Raw genomic sequence first — 21,834 nt, forward strand, 5'->3', positions numbered from 1 at the left:
CTAGAAAGCCCCCCGCTCGTCGAGACCACAACCTCTGACCACCTCCCCCCCCGGGGAAACGACGAACCGCCCCCGGGCGGGGCCCCGGGCCCGGTCCGTCGGCGGGTGGGTGGGGGTCAGGCCGGGAGGACGGCCTCGATCGCCGCGATCAGCTCGGCCGACTCCGGCTCGACCCGCGGCCGCAGCCGGGCGGCCACGGTGCCGTCGGGGGAGATCAGGAACTTCTCGAAGTTCCAGCTGACGTCCCCGGTCTCGCCCTCGGCGTCGGCGACCTGGGTCAGCTGCCGGTACAGCGGGTGCCGGTCGTCGCCGTTGACGTCGATCTTCTCGAACAGCGGGAAGGTGACGCCGTAGGTGGTGGAGCAGAAGGTCTGGATCTCCTCGGCGCTGCCCGGCTCCTGCCCGGCGAACTGGTTGCAGGGGAAGCCCAGCACGGTGAACCCGCGTGCGGCGTACCGCTGCTGGAGGTTCTCCAGGCCGGTGTACTGCGGGGTCAGGCCGCACTTGGAGGCGACGTTGACGATCAGCAGCGCCTTGCCCTTGTACTCGGCCAGCGAGGTGGGCTCGCCGGTGAGGGTGCGGAGCGGGATGTCGTACAGGCTCACGGTGGTGGTCCTTTCGAAAGGAGTGCGGAACAGGTGGTCGCCTGGCCACCGTAGTGGCCGCGACCACCTGGACTGAGCCCGACCTACCGGTCTTGCGACAGGTCGGCCCCGAAGGATGAGAAGTCGGCGCTCGACCAGCGCTCGGGCCGCATCCGGAAGGTGATGTCGGCGGCCAACTGTTCCCGGGCGGAGGCCAGGTAGTCGCGCGCGGCCTCGGGTGACAGGTAGCGGTTCGCGAGGGCGGCCCACTCGTCGCGGTCGAGCCGGTCCTCGACCGCCACCACGGGGCCCTCGACGCTCACGTACGCGGCCGGGCCCTGCTCGCGCTGGGCGCAGAGGGTGAACCGCCCGGCGGCGCGGATCCGCCGGGCCTTGACGGAGCCGCGGCCGGTGACGACGGTGAGCAGGCCGCCGGGGACGTAGGTGTACCAGACCGGTACGGCCAGCGGGCCCCGGTCCGCTCCGGCGCCGGAGTCGACGGCCAGCACACCGACGTGCGGTGCGGCGAGGAACCGCTCGCGCTCGGCCTTGCTCATGCTGAAGGGCATGGTGTCCGCTCCAGGGGGCTCCGGGCCCGCGCACGGAGGTCGGGCGCGAGCGTCTTCCGGTTTGTACCCGGTGCGCGTCCGGGCCACTCGGGGCGGGGCGCAGTGGTGGATCCGGGCCGGATCCCGCCCCGAGCGGCCCGCGGCGGGCTCAGGGCGCCAGCGGCTTGACGGCGGTCGGCGCGTGCTCGGGGAGGGTGGCGATCTCCTCCCACTCGTTGACCTTGTCGATGTCGGCGGCGGCCATCGAGATGTTGGTGACCCGCTCCAGGATCGCCTCGACGACGACCGGGACGCGGAACTCGGCGGCCAGCTTCTTGGCCTCCTCGAAGGCCGGCAGCAGGCCCTCGGGCTCGGTGACCCGGATCGCCTTGCAGCCCAGGCCCTCGGCGACCCGGACGTGGTCCACGCCGTAGACGCCCAGCTCCGGCGCGTTGATGTTCTCGAACTCCAGCTTGACCTGGAAGTCGATGTCGAAGTTGCGCTGCGCCTGGCGGATCAGGCCCAGGTACGCGTTGTTCACCAGCACGTGGACGTACGGGATGCGGTGCTGGGCGCCGACGGCCAGCTCCTCGACCATGAACTGGAAGTCGTAGTCGCCGGAGAGCGCGACGACCTGGCCCTCGGGGTCGGCGGTGGCGACGCCGAGCGCGGCCGGGATGGTCCAGCCGAGCGGGCCGGCCTGGCCGCAGTTGATCCAGTGCCGCGGCCGGTAGACGTGCAGCAACTGCGCGCCGGCGATCTGGGAGAGGCCGATGGTGGTGACGTAGCGGGTGTCCGGGCCGAACGCCTTGTTCATCTCCTCGTAGACGCGCTGCGGCTTGATCGGCACGTCGTCGAAGTGGGTGCGGCGCTGGAGCCGGGCCTTGCGGTCCTGGGTGGCGGCGGCCCACTCGCTGCGGTCCTTGAGCCGCCCGGCGGCCTTGAGCTCCTGGGCGACCTGGAGGAAGAGCTCCAGCGCGGCCTTGGCGTCGGAGGCGATGCCGAGGTCGGGGGCGAAGATCCTGCCGATCTGGGTGGGCTCGACGTCGACGTGGACGAACGTGCGGCCCGCGGTGTAGACGTCCAGGCCGCCGGTGTGGCGGTTGGCCCAGCGGTTGCCGATGCCCAGGACGAAGTCGGAGGCGAGGAAGTTCTCGTTCCCGTAGCGGTGCGAGGTCTGGAGGCCGACCATGCCGGCGTTCAGCTCGTGGTCGTCGGGGACGATGCCCCAGCCCATCAGGGTCGGGACCACCGGGACGCCGGTCAGCTCGGCGAACTCCCGCAGCAGTTCGGCGGCGTCGGCGTTGATGACGCCGCCGCCGGCGACGATCAGCGGGCGCTCGGACGCCTGGAGCAGCGCGAGCGCCTTCTCGATCTGGATCCGGTTGGCGGCGGGCTTGTAGACGGGGAGCGGCTGGTAGGCCTCGGGGTCGAAGTCGATCTCGGTCAGCTGGACGTCGATCGGCAGGTCGATCAGGACCGGGCCCGGACGGCCGGAGCGCATCAGGTGGAAGGCCTGCTGGAACACACCGGGGACCTGTGCGGCCTCCAGCACGGTGGTGGCGGCCTTGGTGACGGGCTTGGCGATCGAGGCGATGTCGACGGCCTGGAAGTCCTCCTTGTGCAGGCGGGCGACGGGGGCCTGGCCGGTGATGCACAGGATCGGGACGGAGTCGGCGATCGCCGAGTACAGACCGGTGATCATGTCGGTGCCGGCCGGGCCCGAGGTGCCGATGCAGACGCCGATGTTGCCGGCCTTGGCGCGGGTGTAGCCCTCGGCCATGTGGGAGGCGCCCTCGACGTGCCGGGCCAGCGTGTGCCTGATCCCGCCGGAGGCCTTGAGCGCGGCGTAGAACGGGTTGATGGCCGCGCCCGGCACGCCGAACGCGACCTCAACGCCTTCGAGCTTGAGGATCTCCACGGCCGCGCGGGCGGCTGTCATACGAGGCATCGGGTATCTCCTGCGTCGGCCCGCAGTGGGTCGGAGGGCTCATCTCCAGAATTCCACCATACGGAAGAACGGTTTCTGTATGTGGAAATACGGTACGGCTGGCCTCGGCGGGGCGTCAAGGGGAGGTCCAACAGAATGTGGAAGCCGGCCCCGGGGGGTGAAACCGCAGGTCGCCGCGGGCGTCCGAGGGGCGGGGAGACGGGGCCGGGCTCGTACAGGTGGGCGCCGATCGCGCTGGTGTGCCCGGGGAGCCGGTCGTTCCGCGCCGGAAAGCGCGGCCGGTGTGCAGTGCGGGTGAAGGGACGGTGCCCGAGGTCGGCCCACCCCGCACCTCTGGGTACCGTCGGTGGCACGCCGGGCCCGTGATGTCCAACTGAGGCCGTGGCAGGGGGATTCGGGACGGTCCGGGAGTGGGGGAGCTCCGGCGGCCGGTCCCGTCCAGGACCAGCGTGCCCGGTCCGCCGCACCCGAGCGAGGGACGCACCCCCTGGCCGCACCGACCCGACACCCGCCGCCGCCGTCCGGTCCGCCCGGACCTGCGGCCGTACCGCTGTCGCCCCCTCCGCGCGGTCCACCTCCCTTCCCTCTCCTCACCCCCCTGCGACCCCCATCACCTCCCTGTGACGGCGTGCCCGCAGCGGCGGGCGCGCGAAAGGAACGCCGCCATGCGCTGTCTCCCTGCCCGCCCCCCGGTGGTGACCGGGTGAGCCGAACGCCCCGCCGCCGCAAGGCCCCGCCGGGCCACCCCGGCAAGGCCGCCCCGCCGGGCCGCCGCCGGCCCCCGCTCGCCGTGCTGCGCGCCGTCCCCTGGCGCTACGACCTGCCCGCCTCGCTGGTGGTGTTCCTGGTCGCCCTGCCGCTGTGCGTCGGGGTGGCGGTCGCCTCCGGCGTCCCCGCCGAACTGGGTCTGGTCACCGGCATCGTCGGCGGCCTGGTCGTCGGCCTCCTGCCCGGCAGCAGCCTCCAGGTCAGCGGCCCGGCCGCCGGGCTGACCGTCCTGGTCTACGACGCCGTCCAGCGCTTCGGCGTCACCGCCCTCGGCCTGCTCGTCCTCGGCACCGGGCTGCTCCAGATCGCGATGGGAGCGCTCCGGCTCGGCCGCTGGTTCCGGGCGATGTCCGCCTCGGTGGTGCACGGCATGCTGGCCGGCATCGGACTGACCCTGCTGTTCGGCCAGCTGTACGCGCTCGCCGACCGCCGCGCCCCGGCCACCGGGCCGGAGAAGATCGCCGGACTGCCCGACCTGCTGGCGGACGTGGTCACCGGCGTGGCCGACCCGAGCGCGGTCGCCCTGGGCCTGGCCACCCTGCTCGTGCTGGTCGGCTGGAAGTACCTGCCCGGGCGCGTCGCCCGCGGCGTCCCCGCGCCGTTGGCCGCGGTCGGGCTGGCCGCCGCCGTCACGGCCGCCGCCGACCTGCCGGTGGCGAGGGTCCGGGTGTCCGGCCTGCTCGACGTCGTCCACCTGCCCGACCGTGCCGCGCTCGGCGCGGTGGCGGGCACCGCCGGCCTCGGTACGGTCGTCGCCTTCACCCTGATCGCCTCCGCCGAGACGCTGTTCAGCGCCGCCGCCGTCGACCGGATGCACCACGGCCGGCGTACCGACTACGACCGCGAGCTGACCTCCCAGGGCATCGGCAACACCGTCTGCGGGCTGCTCGGCGCCCTTCCGATGACCGCGGTGATCGTCCGCAGCGCGGCCAACGTCCAGGCGGGGGCGCGGACCAAGGCCTCGCGCACCCTGCACGGGCTCTGGCTGCTGCTGTTCACCGCGCTGCTGCCCGGCGTGCTCGGGCTCGTCCCGCTCACCGCGCTGGCCGCCGTCCTGGTCCACGCCGGCGCCAAGCTCGTCCCGCTGCGGCGGATCGCCGCACTCTGCCGCGGCCACCGGGGCGAGGCGCTGGTGCTCGCGGTGACCGCGAGCACCATCATCGCCACCGACCTGTTCGAGGGGGTGCTGATCGGCATCGGCCTGGCCGTGGCCAAGTCCGCCTGGCAGACCTCGCACCTCCAGATCGGCCTGGAGGAACTGGTCCTGCCGTCCGGCGAGGCCCTGCAGCGCGTCCGGCTCACCGGCAACGCGACCTTCCTGCGGCTGCCCCGGCTGCTGGACGCCCTGGAACGGCTGCCGGCCGACCGGCCGGTGGAACTCGACTGGTCCGGGCTGCGCCACCTGGACCACGCCTGCACGGTGGCCCTCACCGCGTGGGCCGCCCAGCACCGGGCCCGCGCCACTGCTCCGCTCGCGGTCGAACCGCCGCTGCCGACCGTGGTGTGAGCGCCGGCAAGGCTGGTTAGCCTGGTCGCGGCCCGGACCGGAACCTGGTCCCGGCCACGACCAGTGCTGCCGGTGAGTGCCGTCGGCGGAAGGAGCGCAGAGCCGTGATCGCAGCCTTTTCGGTGACCCCGCTGGGGATCGGCGAGGACGTGGGAGAGGCGGTGGCAGCAGCCGTCCGGGTGGTCCGGGCGAGCGGACTGCCCAACCGGACCGACGCGATGTTCACCAGCATCGAGGGGGAGTGGGACGAGGTGATGCCGGTGATCCGGGCGGCGATCGAGGCGGTGAAGGCCTACAGCGGCCGGGTGAGCACGGTCATCAAGATCGACGACCGGGCCGGGGTCACCGACGGGCTCACCGCCAAGGTCGCCTCGGTGGAACGGCACTTGGCCGAGGACTGACCCCGCACAGTCAGTCCGTCGAGCCGCTCGTCGGGCCCTGGGCCGGGCCGGGTGCTCAGCCGGTCTGGCCCTGGTGTGCCCCGGCCGGGGCGGGCTGGGCGGCCGGCTCGGCCGTGGTGCGCCGGGCCAGCAGCCGGTCCAGGGCGTAGGGGCCGGAGCCGAGCACCGCGATGGCGAGGAAGGCCCAGCAGAACATGACGGAGGGTTCGCCACCGTTCTGCAGCGGCAGCAGGGAGTGCTCCTGGTGCACGGTGAAGTAGGCGTACGCCATCGAGCCGGAGCAGAGCAGGGCGGCGGTCCGGGTGCCGACGCCGAGCAGCACCAGGGCGCCGCCGACCAGTTGGATCAGCGCGGCCCACCAGCCGGGCCACTGACCGAGCGGGACGGTGCCGCCGCCCTTGGTGCCACCGAGGACGCCGAAGAGCGAGGCGGCGCCGTGGCAGGCGAAGAGCAGCCCGACGACGACCCGGAAGGCCGTCAGGACGAGCGGGCGGGCGGCCTCGGCCGCCTGCTGGGGAGAGGTGGGAAGGTTCGCGGGCATGGGGAAACGCCTCCTGTGGGGGGAGGAGGAGGTACGGGGCGGTAAGGGTAGCCTTGGTCTAGTCCACTTGGCAATGCTCCGTCAGATCCCACGTGTGCGACCTTCGGGGAGGATCTTGACCGACCGTTCTGGAAAGGGTTAGCGTTCACCCATGGCGCGAACGAAGGAATTCGACCCGGACGCCGTGCTCCAGTCGGCCCTTGAGCTGTTCTGGCGGCGCGGTTACGAGGCCACCTCGATGGCCGACCTGGTCGAGGAGCTCGGGATCGCCCGGGCGAGCATCTACGCCACCTTCGGCAGCAAGCACGAACTGTTCCTGCGGGCGCTGGAGCGGTACGGCGAGCAGGCCGACCCGGTGCTCCTGGCCGAGCTCTCCCAGCCCGGCCCGGTGCTGCCGGCCGTCCGCGCGCTGGTCCGCCGGTTCGCGGCGGAGTCCGCCGAGGACGGGCTGAAGCGCGGGTGCTTCATCACCAACACCGCCGTCGAGCTCGCCGCGCGCGACCCCTCGGCGGCCCGCCGGGTGGAGGCCGGGCTCGGCCACCTGGAGACGGTGCTGACCGCCGCCCTGGTCCGGGCCGAGGCGCAGGGCGAACTGCCCGCCGGGCGGGACCCGAGGGCGCTGGCCCGGATGCTGCTGGTGCTGTTGCAGGGCGTGCGGGTGCTGGGCCGGACCGCCGACGGCGCGTCCCGGGTGCGGGACGCCGCCGAGCAGGCGCTGGTGCTGCTCGACTGACGGGTCGACTGACGGATCGTGGGGCGATGGCGGGGCGACGGTGGAGGTCGCCTCTTGCTGTCCCAATACTGGACCGAACGGTCATTATGGAGAGGGGGGGTTCCATGAGTGTCGCCACGGCCGACCGGCCCGGTTTCGCCCTGCTCGGCGGCGTGCAGGCCACGCTGATCTTCACGATCATGATCCTGTCCGTGCCACTGCCCCTGGTGGCCCGGGAGTTCGGGCTCGGCCCGTCCGGTGTGCTGCTGCTGAGCGCCGCCTACGGGCTCTCCTTCAGCGCCCTGCTGCTCCTCGGCGGGCGGCTGACCGACCGCCACGGCGGCCGCCGGCTGCTGAGGGTGGGCCTGGCCCTGCTCGGCACCGCCTCGATCGCCTGCGCCCTCGCGCCCGGCTACCCCGTCCTGCTGGCGAGCCGCTTCGCCCAGGGCGTCGGCGCGGCCCTGGCAGCCCCGGCGGCGGTCGCCGTGGTCCGGGTGCTGCGGCCCGGACCCGCCGAATACCGGCGGGCGATGGCCGCTTGGGGCGGCCTCTCGGTGCTCGGCGCCACGGCGGGCAACCTGCTCTCCGGCGCCGTCGCCGCCTGGGTCTCCTGGCGCTGGCTGTTCGCGGTGCCCGTCCTGGTCGCCCTCGTCGGCCTGGTCCGCTCCGGCTCGCTGCCGCCCGCCGAACCCGCCGGCCGACCGTCGGCCGTCGGCCGGCCGGGGCTGGACCTGCCCGGCGCCGCCCTGGCCGCCGCCGGTGTCTGCGCGGCCAGTTACGGGCTGGTGGCGTCCACCGACCACGGCTGGCGAAGCCCCGGGACGCTGCTGCCGCTGGCCGCCGGGCTCGCCCTGCTGTGCGCCTTCGCCGCCGTCGAACGGCGCACCGCCGACCCGCTGCTGCCGCCCGGCTTCCTCGCCGACCGCCGCCGGGCCACCGCCCTCGCCGCCGTCATGGCGACCGCCGCCGGCACCGCGCTGACCTTCCTGCTGCTCGCGCTCTACCTCCAACAGGTCCGCGGCTGGGGCGTGCTGGCCACCTCCGCCGCCTTCCTGCCGTACGCGGCGGCACTGCTGACGGCCGGCCGCCTGGCCGGGCCGCTGACGGCCCGCTACGGCGCCGTCGCGGTCACCGCCGGAGGGCTCGCCCTCGCGGCGGCCGGGCTCGGCCTGCTGGCGGGCCTCGCGCCCGGCAGCGACTACGCCACCGGGCTGCTGCCCGGGCTGCTCCTGCTGCCCGCCGGGGCCGCTACCGCCTTCGCCGGCGCGGCCGTGCTCGCCACCGCGGGCGTGCCGCCCGAACGGACCGGCCTCGCCGCGGGCGTGCTCAACACCGCGATGGAACTCGGCCCCACCGCCGGGGTGGCCGCCCTGATGGCGCTCGCCGCCACCCGCCCGAGCGTGGTCGGCGGCTACGCCACGGCCTTCGCGGCGGCGGGCACCGCCCTGGCGCTCACCGCCCTCGCCGTCGCCATGCCGGCGCGGGTGACTCCCGAGACCACCACAGAGACCGACACCGCACCAGAACGCACCATCCAGATCAAGGAGCACCTCTCATGACCACGCGTTTCATCGGCAAGTCCGTCCTGGTCACCGGCGGCGGCAGCGGTATCGGACGGGCCGTGGCGCTCGCCTTCGCCCGGGAGGGCGCCCGGGTCGCGGTCGCGGGCCGCAGCGCGGGCCCGCTCGCCGAGACGGTCGAGCTGATCGAGCAGGCGGGCGGCAAGGCCGTCGCGCTGACCGGCGACGTGGCGGACGGTCAGGACGCCGCCCGGCTGGTCCGGGAGACCGTCGAACTCCTCGGCGGCCTGGACGTCGCCGTCAACAACGCCGGGGTGTTCGGCGCCGTCGGCCCGGTCGCCGACATCGACGAGGACGAGTGGCACCGGGTGTTCGCGGTCAACCTGACCGGCACCTGGCTCGCCATGAAGCACCAGATCGGCCACATGCGGGCCCACGGCGGCGGCGCGATCGTCAACATCTCCTCCAACCTCGGCGTCCACATGCGTGTGCCCGGCCTCGGCGCCTACGCCGCCAGCAAGGCCGCCGTCACCGCGCTGACCCGCAGCGCCGCCCTCGACCACATCGCGGACGGAGTCCGGATCACCATGGTGAGCCCCGGCCCGGTGGACACCAGCATGTCCACCCGGCCCGGCGAGAACGCCGACGACAAGGCCGCGCGGATGAAGGACAGCCTCCCCGTCGGCCGGGCGGGTGCGGTCGAGGAGGTCGCCGCCGCGGTGCTGTACCTGGCCTCGTCCGAGGCGGGCTTCACCGTCGGCGCCGACCTGGTCCTGGACGGCGGCGCCACCGCCTGATCCACCCGTGGCCCAACGGCCGGGCAGCGACCCGTCGTTGGGCCATCGCCTGATCCACCCGTGGCCCAACGAGCGGGCGGGGTACCGTCGTTGGGCCATCAGGTCACTGCTCGGCCAGTGCGTCCCGGGCCTCCTCGGTCCGGGCCCGGGCCACCACGAGGTCCTCGTCGAGCTCGACGACCAGCACGTCCGGCCCGATGAACCAGCGGCAGCCACGGCCGAGCCGGGGCAGCTCCGCCAGCCCCTCCGGCACCTCCACTCCGGACTCGGCGAACACGCTCAACTCGTCGTCCTGCAACAGCTTCTCCACCATCACCATCGCCGTCGCGGCCGTCGAGAAGCGCTCCTCCCAGGGCTCCCAGCGCTCTTCCGACTTGTCCGCGAGGTCGAGTCGGCCCACCGTCGGCGGATCGTCCTGGTCGAGGTCGGCCAGCAGGACGCCCCAGTGCGCGCACGCCTGGTTCTCCTCCTGGTACACCAGGGCGCCGTCCAGGACGAACAGTTCCTCCGGCGACAGCAGCCGGTTGTGGTTGCCGGTGAGGTCCTCCCGGCGGCCGAACAGCCGGTACGCCTCGCGCAGCGCGGCCGGCAGCCGCAGGCCCAGGCGCCCTTCGGCGGCGTCGAGTTCGGCGTCCGTGAAGCCGTCGTCGGGCCGCAGCGGCTCGCCCCAGTAGGCGGCGAAGCCCTCGACCAGCGCCCGGGCGCCCGCGCGGCCCCGCAGGGATTCGGCCATCGCGGCCCGGATGTCGAATTCGGTGTCGTCCATCCGGGAACCGTACGACGCCCCACCGACAGGCCGGGAACCGTACGACGCCCCACCGACAGTCCGGTGCCACCGGAGGGCGTACCGGAACGGGCGGGGGCGCGCCGCACATCCCGCCCGCCCACGACCGTCCGGGGACGCGCCCCAACGCCCGTCCGCCCACGACCGGCCGAATCTGACGCGAACGCGTAATCCCACCGACACCCGTTGCTCACCGTGGGGTTTCCGACCCGTCGTGTGGGCAGGACACGGTTTCGGCCGGAACCGACGCAACGAAAGGCGGGACGCGCAAACCCATGCCGACCGCACCACACACCAAGCCCCACCCGGGCCGCCGAAGCCGCTGGGGTGAGCACGGCCTCGCCTGGGCCTTCCTGCTGCCCTCCCTGGTGGTCTTCGTCCTCTTCATCGGCTACCCGCTGGGACGGACCATCTACCTGAGCGGACACGCCAACGACCTGTTCGGCGCGCCCTCGCGCTACGTCGGGCTGAAGCACTACACCGAGCTGCTGACCTCGGCGGACTTCCGGCGCACGCTCGTCACCACCGCCCTGTTCACGCTGCTCACCGTGGTGCCCGGCGTGCTGGGCGCGCTGGTGCTGGTGCTGCTCCTGGAGAACCGGATCCGGGGCGTGCGGCTGCTGCGCTCCGCGTTCGCGCTGCCCTTCGCCTTCTCGGTGGCCAGCGCGTCCGTGGTCTTCGCGGTGTTCTTCAACCCCGCCAGCGGGGTGCTCAACGGCCTGCTCTCGCACGTCGGGCTGGGCCCGATCGGCTGGCTGACCGACTCCCGGTACGCGCTGGTCTCGGTGGCCGTCACCACGGTGTGGATGAGCCTCGGCTACAACGTGCTGGTGCTGTCCGCGGGCATCGGCTCGATCCCCGGCGAGATCCTGGAGGCCGCGCGGATCGACGGCGCCTCGGGGCTGCGGCTGGCCCGTTCGATCACCGTGCCGATGCTCGGTCCGAACCTGTTCTTCCTGACCGTGGTCTCCACCGTCCACTCGCTGCAGAGTTTCGGCCAGATCCACATCCTCACCAAGGGCGGCCCCGACGGCGCCACCCGGACCCTCGTCTACTCCGTCTACGAGAAGGCCTTCGCCTACGGCTCCAGCGACTTCGGCACCGCGAGTGCCCAGGCCGTGGTGCTGCTCGTGGTCGTCCTCGCCTGCACGGCCGTCCAGTTCGGCGTCCTGGAGCGGAAGGTGCACTACGCATGACCGTGACCGCCACCGAGGCCGGGCCCGGGGCCCAGGACGGGGCCGCCGCGCCGCGCCCGCGCCCCCGCGTGCTGGCCGGTCGTTCGCCGCGCGACCTGCTCGGCCGTGCCGCCGTCTACCTGCTGCTCGCCGTCGCCGTCGTCACCGTGGCCTTCCCGGTGTACTACGCGATCGCCGGCGCCTTCATGAGCCCGTCCGAACTCTCCTCCTACCCGCCGGCGCTGGTGCCCCACTCGGTCACCGGGCGGAACTTCGCCGGCGCCGTCGACACCGTCCCGCTGGCGAGGCAGTACGCCAACTCGGCGATCGTGGCGACCGTCATCACGCTCGCCCAGCTGTTCACCTCGGTCCTCGCCGCGTACGCCTTCGTGTTCCTGCCGCTCAAGGCGCGGGCCGTGGTGTTCGGGGTGTTCCTGGCGACGCTGATGGTCCCGTGGGAGGCCATCATCATCCCCAACTACCTGACACTGTCCGGCTGGGGGCTCGGGAACACCTACTTCGGCCTGGTGCTGCCCTTCCTCGCCTCCGGCTTCGGCACCTTCATGCTGCGGCAGGCCTTCCGGCAGCTGCCCGGCGAACTGCGCGACGCCGCGCGGATCGACGGCGCGGGCCACTGGCGGTTCCTGTGGCGGATCGTCGTCCCGCTCAACAAGCCGGCCCTGGCGGCGCTGTCGATCTACGTCTTCCTGTCCGCCTGGAACCAGTACTTCTGGCCGCTCATCATCACCCGCACGGCGAACATGCAGACCCTGCAGATCGGCCTCACCTCGCTGCGCGACTCCGAGATGTCCGATCCGGGCCTGATCCTGGCCGGCGTCGTGCTCTCCCTGCTGCCCACGCTCGCCCTGGTGGTCTTCGGCCAGCGCTTCATCGTCCGCGGTCTCACCGCGGGCGCCGTCCGCTGACCCGCTCCGCCGCTTCCTCCCGCTCCTTCGAGCACGTCCCTCCCGACAGAGAGAGAACCCTCCCGTGAAGAAGAGTGCCCGCGCGCTCGCGGCCCTGCTGGTGGCCGGCCTGTCCCTGACCGCCTGTAGCTCCGGCGACTCCACCTCCGGCTCCGGCGGCTCCTCCGACGCCGTCCCCGGTGCCCAGGCGCTCGACCAGGCCTCGGGCGTCACCGGCGTCGAGTTCTGGCACTCGATGACGGGGAAGAACGCCGAGGTCCTCACCGGGCTGGTCAGCCAGTTCAACGCCGCCCACCAGGGCAAGATCGAGGTCAAGGCGCAGTTCCAGGGCAAGTACGACGACCTGGTCGCCAAGTACAAGGCCGCGGTGCAGCAGAAGGGCACCCCCGCCCTGGTGCAGGTCTACGACATCGGCACCCGGTTCATGATCGACTCCAAGCAGACCGTCCCGGCCCAGGCCTTCGCCGACAAGGACGGCTTCGCCCTCGACGACCTCGACCCGAACATCCGCAACTACTACTCCGTCGGCGGCAAGCTCGTCTCGATGCCGTTCAACTCCTCCATGCCGCTGCTCTACCTCAACGCCGACGCCTTCAAGGAGGCCGGTCTCGACCCGGCCCAGCCGCCCAAGGACCTCGCCGACCTCGGCGAGCTGGCGAAGAAGCTGACCAAGAAGGACGCCGACGGCAAGACCGTCCGCTACGGCTTCGGCGCCGCCATCTACGGCTGGTTCGTCGAGCAGCTGCTCGCCGAGTCCGGCACCATGTACTGCGACCAGGACAACGGCCGCACCAACAAGGCCGGCAAGGCCGTCTTCGACTCCGCCCAGGGCGCGCAGATCGTCCAGTGGTGGGCCGACCTCGTCAAGGGCGGCTACGCGGCCAACACCGGCCGCAACACCGACGACGCCCAGGCCGCGTTCAAGGCCGGCACCGTCGCCATGCACCTGGAGTCCACCGGCGTGCTGCGCGGCTACACCGAGGCCGCCAAGTTCGCCGTCGGCACCGCGGCCTTCCCCAAGGTCGCCGCCGCCGACCAGGGCGGCCCGGTCATCGGCGGCGCCTCGCTGTGGATCAGCGGCCCCGGCCACTCCGACGCCGAGAAGCGCGCCGCCTGGGAGTTCGAGAAGTTCGTCACCGCCCCCGAGCAGCAGGCCGCCTGGCACACCGGCACCGGCTACTTCCCGGTCAACCGCAAGTCCCTGGACGACCCCAAGGACAAGGAGTGGGTGGCCAAGTACCCGCAGTTCCAGACGGCCATCGAGCAGCTCAAGGCCACCAAGCCCTCCCCGGCCACCGCCGGCTGCCTGCTCGGCGTGATGCCGCAGGCCCGCAAGGGCGTCGAGACGGCCATCGAGCAGACCATCGCCGGCTCCAAGACCGCCCAGCAGGCCCTGGCCGACGCGGCCAAGGAGCTCCAGCCCGCCATCGACAGCTACAACAGCTCCGTGAGCTGACCACCTCCCTGCCCCACGGTCACCGGCCCGACTCACGGCCACCGGCCCGCCCCACGACGGCCCGCCCGGCGCAGCACGCGCCCGGCGGGCCGCCGCCGTTCGGGACCATCGTCGGGGACGGCCGGTCGGGGCTCAGCCGTCGGAGTCCGCCCCGGGGATCTCCGAGAAGAGGAAGATCCCGGCCAGGATGAGCGCGGCCCCCACGTACTGCCAGACGTCGATGCGCTCGCCCAGGAGCGCCACGGCGAAGGCGAGTCCGAACACCGGGATGATGTTGAGCAGGACGCCCGCCGTGGTGACCGGGGTCCGCGTCACGGCGTAGTTGTACATCAGGAACGCCCCGGCCAGCCCGCCGCCGCAGACGCCCGCCGCGACGATCCAGTGCAGCGGGCGGGCGCCGCCGGTGACCAGACTGCCGCTGATGACCCACTGGCCCACGAACAGCGGCAGGGAGAACAGCAGGCCGAAGCCGAACTGGTAGGCCGTGGCGACCAGCGGATCGGTCTCCCTGACGACGCGTCCGGTGATGATGGTGGCCGCCGCGGCGGCGAACGTCCCGGCCAGCACCAGGAGATCCCCCACGCCGAGCCCCAGCAGGGCGTGGCTCCCGCCCAGCGCGGCGACGCCGACCGCACCCAGCACGACGCCGCCGACACCGCGCGGCGTGGGTGCCCGGCGGCTGATCACCGCGGCCAGCGCCACGACGAAACAGGCCTCGGAGCCGCGGAGGATCGACGCCTGGGTGGCGTCGATCCGCGCCATCCCCAGTCCGATGGCCCCGTACCCCACCATCGGCTCGAACAGCCCGAGGAGGGCGAGGCGCTTCAACTGGTCGCGCGACGGGCGCCGGTGGCCGCCCCGGTACAGCAGGACGGCCCACGGCAGGGCGGCGGCGGTGAACAGGGAGACGGCGAGCACCGTCATGACGGGAAGTCCCCGGATGGAGTACTTCTCCGCGGTGGTCCACAGGCCCCAGATCGCCGAGGCCCCGATCAGCGTCAGCGTCCCTCCCGGGTGGCGGACGGCGTTGCCGAGCACGCCGGTGCCGGAGCCCCGGGGCGGGGGCGGCAGGGTGGGGTTCGGCCGGCGCGGGGTGGGTTCGGAGACCATGGGCCGGTGGTTCCCTTCGGCGGGGGCGGTCAGTCCTCGGTGCTCTTGGGCGGGTAGGTGTGCGTGATGCCCCACGGGTCGGTCACGGTCCCGTTCCCGTTCAGGTAGGTCGGGCCGATGGGCACCTTGCCGTGGCCGCCGGGGATGTCGAGCACGTAGGTGGGCTGGCACAGGCCCGAGACGCGGCCGCGCAGGCTGCGGGCGAGCGCCTGCCCCTCCTTGATGGTGGTGCGGAAGTGGCTGGTGCCCACGGCGAGGTCGCCGTGGTGGAGGTAGTAGGGCTTGACCCGGTTGACGATCAGGGTGCGAAACAGGTCCTCCAGCGCCTCGGGGTTGTCGTTGACCCCCTTGAGCAGCACCGTCTGGCTGACCAACGGGATCCCGGAGCCGGCCAGCAGCCGCAGCGCGCGCCGCGCGCCGTCGCCGATCTCCTGGCTGTGGTTGGTGTGCACGACGACCCAGACCGGAGTGTCCATGGTGAGGGCTTCGACCAGGTCCTCGGTCACCCGGTCCGGGTCCACCACGGGCACGCGGGTGTGGAAGCGGATCACCTTGACGTGTTCGATCCCGTCGAGCGCCCTGAGGATCGGCCGCAGGCGGTCGGGCGACATGATGAACGGGTCGCCACCGGTGAAGATCACCTCCCAGATCTCCGGGTGGGAGCGGATGTAGTCCAGCGCGGCGGCGAGTTGGGACTCCTTCAGCATCGAGTCGCCGGGGCCGACCACCTCCCGGCGGAAGCAGAACCGGCAGTACACCGGGCACACCAGGACGGGCTTGAGCAGCACGCGGTCCGGGTAGCGGTGGGTGACGCCCTTCACCGGGGTGAAGGGATCGTCGCCGATGGGGTCCTCCCGCTCCTCCGGCAGGGAGGTCAACTCGTCTTCGGTTGGCACGAACTGACGGGCCACCGGGTCGTCCAGCTCGACGATGCGGCTGCGCATCGCCGGTGTGATGCTCAATGCGTACCGTTTGGCGACATCGGTGATCGCCGCGACCTGATCCTCCTGGATCAGGTGCTGTGCGAGCAGTTCCTTGGGAGTGCGGATCGGGCGCGAACCAGCCATGGGTTCAACTCCTGGAGAGAAACCGAATGGGGATCGTTCAGCGACCGGGCACGGAGGTGCCCGGGGAGAATCCGGGAACGCACGTCGGCGGACAGTGGAATTCCGGGGGCGATAGCGCCGCGAGGCTGCGAGGGTGCGGATCCGGAGGGCGATCCGGCGGCGAAACCCAGTCGGGACAGGTCCGTTTGTCCCTCGGCTGAAGGCCGACAATCAAGGACGCTACCCTCGGTGGTCTGAACGCGTCAAGGATCGTCTGTGGCGGTGTCCGGAGCCTCGGGTCATCGAATGGTGATGATCGATTCCGGCCCGGCAAAAGGCCGTTAAGCCGGTAAGGCGTTAAAGCGTTAAAGCGTTAAAGCGGTAAGGCGTTAAAGCGTTAAGGCGTCACGCCGAGAGGGCTTCGCCGTCCTCCGGGAGCGCGCACACGGCCGCCAGCTCGTCCAGCGACAGATCCAGCGCGAACGCCAGCGCGGCGATGGTGAAGAACGACGGCGTCGGCGCCCGTCCGGTCTCGATCTTGCGCAACGTCTCCGCCGAGACGCCGGCCACCGCCGCCACCTCGACCATGCTGCGCGCGCCGCGCGCCTCGCGCAGCAGCGCCCCGAAGCGCTCCCCGCGCTCGCGCTCCCACGGGGTCAGTGGAGTCCTCACCATGCCGTCGATACTAGGCCCTCCCTCCGGGGTCGCGTCGTGCTCCCGCGAGGTCGCGCCGTGCGCCCCGCTCCGGTGCTCCCGTCCTGCCGCGCGGCCGCCCCGCCTTCGACCGTGATACAAATACCGGTATAAGAATTGGATTGAGGGGAGACGACCCACCATGGTCGAAATCAAGTCGGACGCCGCCCTGGACGCGATGCGCGAAGCCGGGCGGGTGGTGGCGGACGCGCTGGCCGCCGTGCAGGACGCGGCGGCCGTGGGCGTCAGCCTGCTGGAGCTGGACGAGGTGGCGCACGGCGTGCTGAGGGCGGCCGGGGCCACCTCGCCGTTCCTCGGCTACCGGCCGTCCTTCGCGCCCGTGCCGTTCCCGGCCGTCATCTGCGCCTCGGTGAACGACGCCGTCGTGCACGGCATCCCGGGCGGCTACCGGCTGCGCGACGGCGACCTGGTGAGCATCGACTGCGGCGCCCTCCTGGACGGCTGGGCCGGGGACTCCGCCGTCAGCTTCACCGTCGGCGCCGCCCGGCCCGAGGACGCGGTACTGATCGACACCACCCGGCGCGCCCTGGAGGCCGGGATCGCCGCCGCCGTGGTCGGCAACCGGATCGGCGACATCGCGCACGCCATCGGCAAGGTCGCCCGCGCCGGACGCTACGGCCTGCTCGAAGGCTTCGGCGGGCACGGCATCGGGCGGAGCATGCACGAGGACCCGCACGTACCCAACGAGGGCCGCCCGGGCCGGGGTTACCCGCTGCGCCCCGGCCTGGTGCTGGCGCTGGAGCCGATGCTGACGGCGGGCGGCCGGGGCGACTACCACACCGATTCGGACGGCTGGACGCTGCGCACCACGGACGGCAGCCGTGCCGCGCACATCGAGCACACCGTCGCCATCACCGAGGACGGCCCGCGCGTCCTGACCCTCCGGTAGCCGGAGCGCGGTGGGCTGATGGGCGGCGACGACCGGACCTGTGACGGCGGGGCGGCCGCCCTCGGCTGCGCCTTCCACCCGGTGGACCATCTGCCGGTCGAGCAGCGCCCGGCCGCCCTGACGCCGCTGCTCGACCTGCCGCCCTGACCGCCGCCGGCGGCTTCGCTTCCGGCCGCGTGAGCCGCCGTGTGCGCCGGCCTCCGAGCCGGATCCGCTGGAGGATTTGACGCACTGTCAAGTGCGGTCGGGCTTGCGGGGGTTTACCCCACCACCGGTCGGCCCGCTGCCCGGATGGGCCCAAGTCCCCGTGCCCGGAAGACTTCCGGGCATGCCGAACCTCAACCGCACCCTCGCCGTGGTCACCGCGGCCGCCGCGCTCTCCGTCACCGCCCTCGCCGCCCACCCCGCCGCCGCGGCCGGCTCGGACCGCCTCACCTGGACGGCCTGCCCGGGCCAGGCCGATCCCCGCCAGCAGTGCGCCACCGTCACCGTGCCGCTCGACTACGCGCACCCGGACGGCGAGCACATCACCATCGCCGTCTCCCGGATCACGGCCGCCAAGCCCGGTCTGCGCCGTGGTGTGCTGCTGACCGTCCCGGGCGGGCCGGGCGGCTCCGGTGTGGACGTCCCGAGCGGCGCGGTGAAGCGCCTGCCGCAGTCCGTCCTCGACCGCTACGACCTGGTCGGCTTCGATCCGCGCGGCGTGGGCCGCTCCACGCCGGTCAGCTGCGGTCTGGAGCACGCCGATCTCGCGATGGTGAAGCTGCGCCCGTGGCCGGCCGCGGACGGCTCGATCGACGACAACCTGGCCACCGCCCGCCGGATCGCCGAGACCTGCGCCCGCAACGGCGGCCCGGTGCTGCGCAGCATCTCCACCCGGAACGAGGCCCGGGACATCGACCGGATCCGCGAGGCCCTCGGCGAGCGCCGGCTCTCCGCCTGGGGCACCTCGTACGGCACGTACGCGGGGGCGGTGTACGCCACCATGTTCCCCGGGCGCACCGACCGGATCGTGCTGGACAGCAACGACGACCCGGACCCGTCGCGGGTGGGGCGCGGCTGGCTCGCCGCCTTCGGCCGGGGCGCCGAGGACCGCTTCCCGGACTTCGCCGCGTGGGCTTCGGCGCCGGGCAACCCGGACCGGGTCGCGGACACCCCGGACGAGGTCCGCCCGCTGTTCCTGGAACTCGCCGCCCGCCTGGACGCCGCGCCGCTGCCCTGGCCCGGCGCCAACCCTGCGGAACTGAGCGGCAACGTGCTGCGCGAGACGATGCTGGAGAGCCTGTACGCGGACGCCAAGTTCCCCGACCTGGCCCGGCTGATGTTGGTCGGCCTCGGCCGTCGGCCGCTGCCCGCCCCGGTGCTGCCGCCGGACGAGGCGGTGCAGAACACCATCGCCGTGTCGGTCGGCACCCTCTGCAACGACGTCGGCTGGCCCGCCGATCCGGCCGGCTACGTCCGGGACGTGGCCGCCGAGCGCGCCGCCCGTCCGCTCACCGCGGGCATGCCGGTGAACGTGATGCCGTGCGCCTTCGGGCCGTTCGCGCCGGGCGAGCCGCCGGTGCGGGTGACCGGCCGGGGCCCGGCGAACATCCTGCTGGCGCAGAACCTGCGGGATCCGGCCACCCCGTACGCGGGTGCGCTCAAGCTCCGTGCGGCGCTGGGTGATCGGGCCCGGATGGTGACGGTGGACTCCGGCGGCCACGACGTCTACCGGGCCAACGGGAACGCCTGCGGCGACGCGGCGGTGACGGACTTCCTGGTCACCGGCCGTCGCCCGGCCGGGGACGTGTCCTGCCCGGCAGGCTGAGCAGGGGCGGGCCGGCCGACCGGCGGACGGCGGGATCAGCAGGCCGTAGACGAACGGTCCTTGTCCGAACCCGGGCGTCCGTCCGACCGGCTGGAATGAGCCGAATCTGTGGCGGATTTGTGACAAAGCTTCGCCAACACCCTGCCCTGGCACGGTATTCGCGGCCGTAGTGTTCCAGTTATGTCACCGAAGAGCCGCATACCTGCCCCGGACGCGGGCGACACCTGGGTGCCGCGCCCGCGGCGCCGTGAGACCCCGATCGGATTCCTGGGTCACACGGTCACGTTCCTCGGCTGCTGCACTCTCGGCGGTGTCCTGCTGGCCGGCCTCATCCTTCCCGCGGCGGGCGCCGTCGGGCTCGGGGCCAAGAGCAGCGCCGAGGGCTTCGAGAGCATCCCCGACGACTTCAAGGCGCCGGCGCTGACGCAGGCCACCCAGGTCTTCGACGCCAAGGGAGGCCTGATCGCCAAGGTCTACGAGCGGGACCGCACGGTGATACCCGCCGAGCAGATGTCACCGCTGATGCGCCAGGCGCAGGTGGACATCGAGGACGCCCGCTTCTACGAGCACGGCGCCGTCGACCTCAAGGGCATCCTGCGGGCGATCACCAAGAACGCGGAGAGCGGCGCCGCCGTCCAGGGCGCGTCGACGCTGACCCAGCAGTACGTGAAGAACGTCAACGTGGAGAAGGCCGGCGACGACCCGGTGGCCGTCCTGGAGGCGCAGCGCAAGACGCTCGGCCGCAAGATCCAGGAACTCCGGTACGCCATCAAGCTGGAGGAGGATCTGACGAAGGATCAGATCCTCACCAACTACCTGAACATCACCTTCTACGGCCATCAGGCGTACGGCATACAGGCGGCCTCCCAGCGCTACTTCAGCAAGGACGCGAAGGACCTCGCCCTCCCCGAGGCGGCCATGCTCGCCGGGCTGGTGCAGAACCCGTCCCAGTACGACCCGAAGCTGCACCCGGTGGCCGCGCAGAAGCGTCGGGACACCGTCATCGACAAGATGGTCGAGAACAAGCACATCACCGCGGACCAGGCCAAGGAGGCCAAGGCCGCGCCGCTGGGCCTGAAGTACCGGGACCCGCAGAACGGCTGCATCACCGCCCAGGCCGGCATGGGCTTCTTCTGCGACTACGTGCGCCACGTGGTCAAGCAGGACCCGGTGTTCGGCAAGAGCGCCGCCGAGCGCAAGAAGCTGTGGGACACCGGCGGCCTCAACATCTACACCACGCTGGACCCGGACAAGCAGGCCGCCGCCCAGAACGCCGTCTCCGAGCAGGTGTACGTCACCGACCCGGTCTCGGCGGCGATGACGATGGTCGAGCCCGGCACCGGCAAGATCCTGGCGATGGCGCAGACCCGCCCCTACGGTCTGGCGAAGGAGAAGAACCAGACCGTCGTCAACTACAACGTGGACGCGGCGATGGGCGGCGGCATCGGCTTCCAGCCCGGCTCCAACTTCAAGCCGATCGTGGCCGCCGCCGCCCTGGAGGCCGGCCTGCCGCCCACCCAGCGGTACGACTCGCCCAACCGGATGGACTGGCCGACGACGAGGACCTGCGACGGCACCTGGAAGAACCCGAACAAGGGCAAGAAGGAGGGCAGCATCCCGAACGAGAGCCCGCGCGAGGTCGGCCCGTACGAGCTCAAGGAGGCGATGGCCCTCTCGGTGAACACCTACTTCGTGCAGATGGAGCAGGAGATCGGCCTCTGCGCGGTCAAGCAGATGGCCAACAAGCTGGGCGTCACCGGCAAGGCCGACGGCAAGCCGCTGGAAGAGGTCCCCGCCCTCGGCCTCGGCACCCAGGAGGTGAGCCCGTTGACGATGGCCAACGTGTACGCGAGCTTCGCCGCCCGCGGCACCTACTGCGTGCCGCTGGCGATCAACAAGATCTCCACGGTGGACGGCAAGGACGTCCCGGTGAGCCCGGCCAAGTGCACCGAGACGATGTCCACGGACACCGCCGACGTGATCAACAGCGTGCTGCTCGGGGTGACGGAGAAGGGCACCGCCAAGGAGCTCAGGCTGGACGACCGCCGGCAGATCGCGGCCAAGACCGGGACGACGGACGAGAAGAAGTCGGCCTGGTTCACCGGCTACACCGGCAACCTGGCCGGCTCGGTCTGGCTGGGCAGCCCGGGCACCAAGGTGCCGATGAAGAACATCCGGATCGGCGGCCACTACCAGCAGGAGGTCTTCGGCGCGACCGGCCCGGGCCCGATCTGGGAGCAGGCGATGAGCGACGCCGTCCGGAACATGCCGGAGAAGGACTTCCCGACGGTCTACATCCCGGACCCGCCCAAGCGCGACCCGAACTGCGCCACCCCCAGCGGCTCGCCGACCGGCACCTGCGGGAGCGGCTCGGGCAAGCAGCGCCCGAGCAGCCCCGGCAACCCGAGCAGCCCCGGCACCCTGAGCACCCCGGGCAGCACGGGCGGTCCGCTCAACCCGAACAGTCCGGTCGGCCGCTCCGCGCCGTCCACGCCGTCGGGGCAGCCCGGGCAGTCCACCCCGTTGGCTCCCCCCGCGCCGGCCGACCCCGGCGACAACCAGGACCAGTGAGCCGCCCGGTCCCGCCTGAGTACC

Annotated in this window: 19 protein-coding genes and 1 pseudogene; 12 read left to right on the forward strand and 8 right to left on the reverse strand. The window is 72.6% G+C overall.

What is annotated here, in order from left to right; genetic code table 11:
- Positions 1 to 116 precede the first annotated feature (116 nt).
- The 3 genes from AC07BF_RS30630 to gcl all read right to left on the reverse strand — a co-directional run bounded on the left by AC07BF_RS30630 (position 117) and on the right by gcl (position 3,083).
- Positions 117 to 605: a glutathione peroxidase gene (locus tag AC07BF_RS30630; RefSeq protein WP_363587294.1), complete on the reverse strand. Its 489-nt coding sequence runs from the start codon at positions 603 to 605 to the stop codon at positions 117 to 119.
- 83 nt (positions 606 to 688) lie between these two features.
- Positions 689 to 1,153 (reverse strand): pyridoxamine 5'-phosphate oxidase family protein, encoded by a 465-nt coding sequence (locus AC07BF_RS30635; RefSeq protein ID WP_400987431.1) that lies wholly within the window; start codon positions 1,151 to 1,153, stop codon positions 689 to 691.
- A gap of 148 nt (positions 1,154 to 1,301) precedes the next feature.
- Positions 1,302 to 3,083, reverse strand: coding sequence for a glyoxylate carboligase (gcl, locus tag AC07BF_RS30640; RefSeq protein WP_363587296.1), 1,782 nt, complete (start codon positions 3,081 to 3,083; stop codon positions 1,302 to 1,304).
- Positions 3,084 to 3,873: 790 nt separating this feature from the next.
- Between gcl and AC07BF_RS30645 the strand changes: the two genes are divergently transcribed.
- A complete protein-coding gene (locus tag AC07BF_RS30645) occupies positions 3,874 to 5,358 on the forward strand; it encodes a SulP family inorganic anion transporter (RefSeq protein ID WP_478334208.1) in 1,485 nt (494 codons plus the stop codon).
- Positions 5,359 to 5,462: 104 nt separating this feature from the next.
- On the forward strand, positions 5,463 to 5,759 hold the full coding sequence (locus tag AC07BF_RS30650; RefSeq protein WP_400810127.1) for an MTH1187 family thiamine-binding protein: 297 nt from the start codon (positions 5,463 to 5,465) through the stop codon (positions 5,757 to 5,759).
- 55 nt (positions 5,760 to 5,814) lie between these two features.
- Here the strand turns inward: AC07BF_RS30650 and AC07BF_RS30655 are convergent, their stop codons facing one another.
- Positions 5,815 to 6,300: a DoxX family protein gene (locus AC07BF_RS30655; protein WP_363587298.1), complete on the reverse strand. Its 486-nt coding sequence runs from the start codon at positions 6,298 to 6,300 to the stop codon at positions 5,815 to 5,817.
- A 151-nt stretch (positions 6,301 to 6,451) separates the two neighbouring features.
- Between AC07BF_RS30655 and AC07BF_RS30660 the strand changes: the two genes are divergently transcribed.
- The 3 genes from AC07BF_RS30660 to AC07BF_RS30670 all read left to right on the forward strand — a co-directional run bounded on the left by AC07BF_RS30660 (position 6,452) and on the right by AC07BF_RS30670 (position 9,329).
- Positions 6,452 to 7,033, forward strand: a complete 582-nt coding sequence (locus tag AC07BF_RS30660; RefSeq protein WP_363587299.1) for a TetR/AcrR family transcriptional regulator — start codon at positions 6,452 to 6,454, stop codon at positions 7,031 to 7,033.
- A 104-nt stretch (positions 7,034 to 7,137) separates the two neighbouring features.
- Positions 7,138 to 8,571 (forward strand): MFS transporter, encoded by a 1,434-nt coding sequence (locus tag AC07BF_RS30665; protein WP_478334201.1) that lies wholly within the window; start codon positions 7,138 to 7,140, stop codon positions 8,569 to 8,571.
- Positions 8,568 to 9,329 (forward strand): SDR family NAD(P)-dependent oxidoreductase, encoded by a 762-nt coding sequence (locus AC07BF_RS30670; RefSeq protein WP_363587301.1) that lies wholly within the window; start codon positions 8,568 to 8,570, stop codon positions 9,327 to 9,329. The genes AC07BF_RS30665 and AC07BF_RS30670 overlap by 4 nt, the downstream gene beginning before the upstream one ends.
- Before the next feature lie 103 nt (positions 9,330 to 9,432).
- Here the strand turns inward: AC07BF_RS30670 and AC07BF_RS30675 are convergent, their stop codons facing one another.
- A complete protein-coding gene (locus AC07BF_RS30675) occupies positions 9,433 to 10,095 on the reverse strand; it encodes an SMI1/KNR4 family protein (protein ID WP_478334202.1) in 663 nt (220 codons plus the stop codon).
- A gap of 293 nt (positions 10,096 to 10,388) precedes the next feature.
- Here AC07BF_RS30675 and AC07BF_RS30680 point away from each other — a divergent pair, with 293 nt between their 5' ends.
- The 3 genes from AC07BF_RS30680 (at position 10,389) to AC07BF_RS30690 (ending at position 13,670) form a co-directional block, all read left to right on the forward strand.
- On the forward strand, positions 10,389 to 11,309 hold the full coding sequence (locus tag AC07BF_RS30680; protein ID WP_363629634.1) for a carbohydrate ABC transporter permease: 921 nt from the start codon (positions 10,389 to 10,391) through the stop codon (positions 11,307 to 11,309).
- A complete protein-coding gene (locus AC07BF_RS30685; protein WP_400329282.1) occupies positions 11,306 to 12,214 on the forward strand; it encodes a carbohydrate ABC transporter permease in 909 nt (302 codons plus the stop codon). Before AC07BF_RS30680 ends, AC07BF_RS30685 begins: the two co-directional genes overlap by 4 nt.
- Before the next feature lie 64 nt (positions 12,215 to 12,278).
- On the forward strand, positions 12,279 to 13,670 hold the full coding sequence (locus AC07BF_RS30690; RefSeq protein WP_363587305.1) for an ABC transporter substrate-binding protein: 1,392 nt from the start codon (positions 12,279 to 12,281) through the stop codon (positions 13,668 to 13,670).
- Between the two features lie 132 nt (positions 13,671 to 13,802).
- On the opposite strand, the gene AC07BF_RS30695 is transcribed toward AC07BF_RS30690, so the two are convergent.
- The 3 genes from AC07BF_RS30695 to AC07BF_RS30705 all read right to left on the reverse strand — a co-directional run bounded on the left by AC07BF_RS30695 (position 13,803) and on the right by AC07BF_RS30705 (position 16,501).
- A complete protein-coding gene (locus tag AC07BF_RS30695; protein ID WP_400844509.1) occupies positions 13,803 to 14,780 on the reverse strand; it encodes a DMT family transporter in 978 nt (325 codons plus the stop codon).
- A 29-nt stretch (positions 14,781 to 14,809) separates the two neighbouring features.
- Positions 14,810 to 15,847 carry a lysine-2,3-aminomutase-like protein gene (locus AC07BF_RS30700; protein WP_400329276.1) on the reverse strand — a complete coding sequence of 346 codons (1,038 nt, stop codon included), beginning with the start codon at positions 15,845 to 15,847 and terminating at the stop codon, positions 14,810 to 14,812.
- Positions 15,848 to 16,231: 384 nt separating this feature from the next.
- Positions 16,232 to 16,501 carry a helix-turn-helix domain-containing protein gene (locus AC07BF_RS30705; protein WP_063346085.1) on the reverse strand — a complete coding sequence of 90 codons (270 nt, stop codon included), beginning with the start codon at positions 16,499 to 16,501 and terminating at the stop codon, positions 16,232 to 16,234.
- A gap of 160 nt (positions 16,502 to 16,661) precedes the next feature.
- Between AC07BF_RS30705 and map the strand changes: the two genes are divergently transcribed.
- The 4 genes and pseudogenes from map to AC07BF_RS30725 all read left to right on the forward strand — a co-directional run bounded on the left by map (position 16,662) and on the right by AC07BF_RS30725 (position 21,810).
- Complete coding sequence (map, locus tag AC07BF_RS30710) at positions 16,662 to 17,429, forward strand: type I methionyl aminopeptidase (protein ID WP_363629640.1); 768 nt, start codon at positions 16,662 to 16,664, stop codon at positions 17,427 to 17,429.
- A gap of 15 nt (positions 17,430 to 17,444) precedes the next feature.
- Positions 17,445 to 17,576: pseudogene (locus AC07BF_RS30715) on the forward strand (hydrolase); the annotation flags it as partial.
- A gap of 181 nt (positions 17,577 to 17,757) precedes the next feature.
- Complete coding sequence (locus tag AC07BF_RS30720; RefSeq protein WP_478334203.1) at positions 17,758 to 19,239, forward strand: alpha/beta hydrolase; 1,482 nt, start codon at positions 17,758 to 17,760, stop codon at positions 19,237 to 19,239.
- A gap of 180 nt (positions 19,240 to 19,419) precedes the next feature.
- On the forward strand, positions 19,420 to 21,810 hold the full coding sequence (locus AC07BF_RS30725; RefSeq protein WP_478334204.1) for a transglycosylase domain-containing protein: 2,391 nt from the start codon (positions 19,420 to 19,422) through the stop codon (positions 21,808 to 21,810).
- The last annotated feature ends 24 nt before the right edge of the window (positions 21,811 to 21,834 follow it).

The sequence above is a fragment of the Kitasatospora sp. NPDC043950 genome (assembly GCF_056435345.1).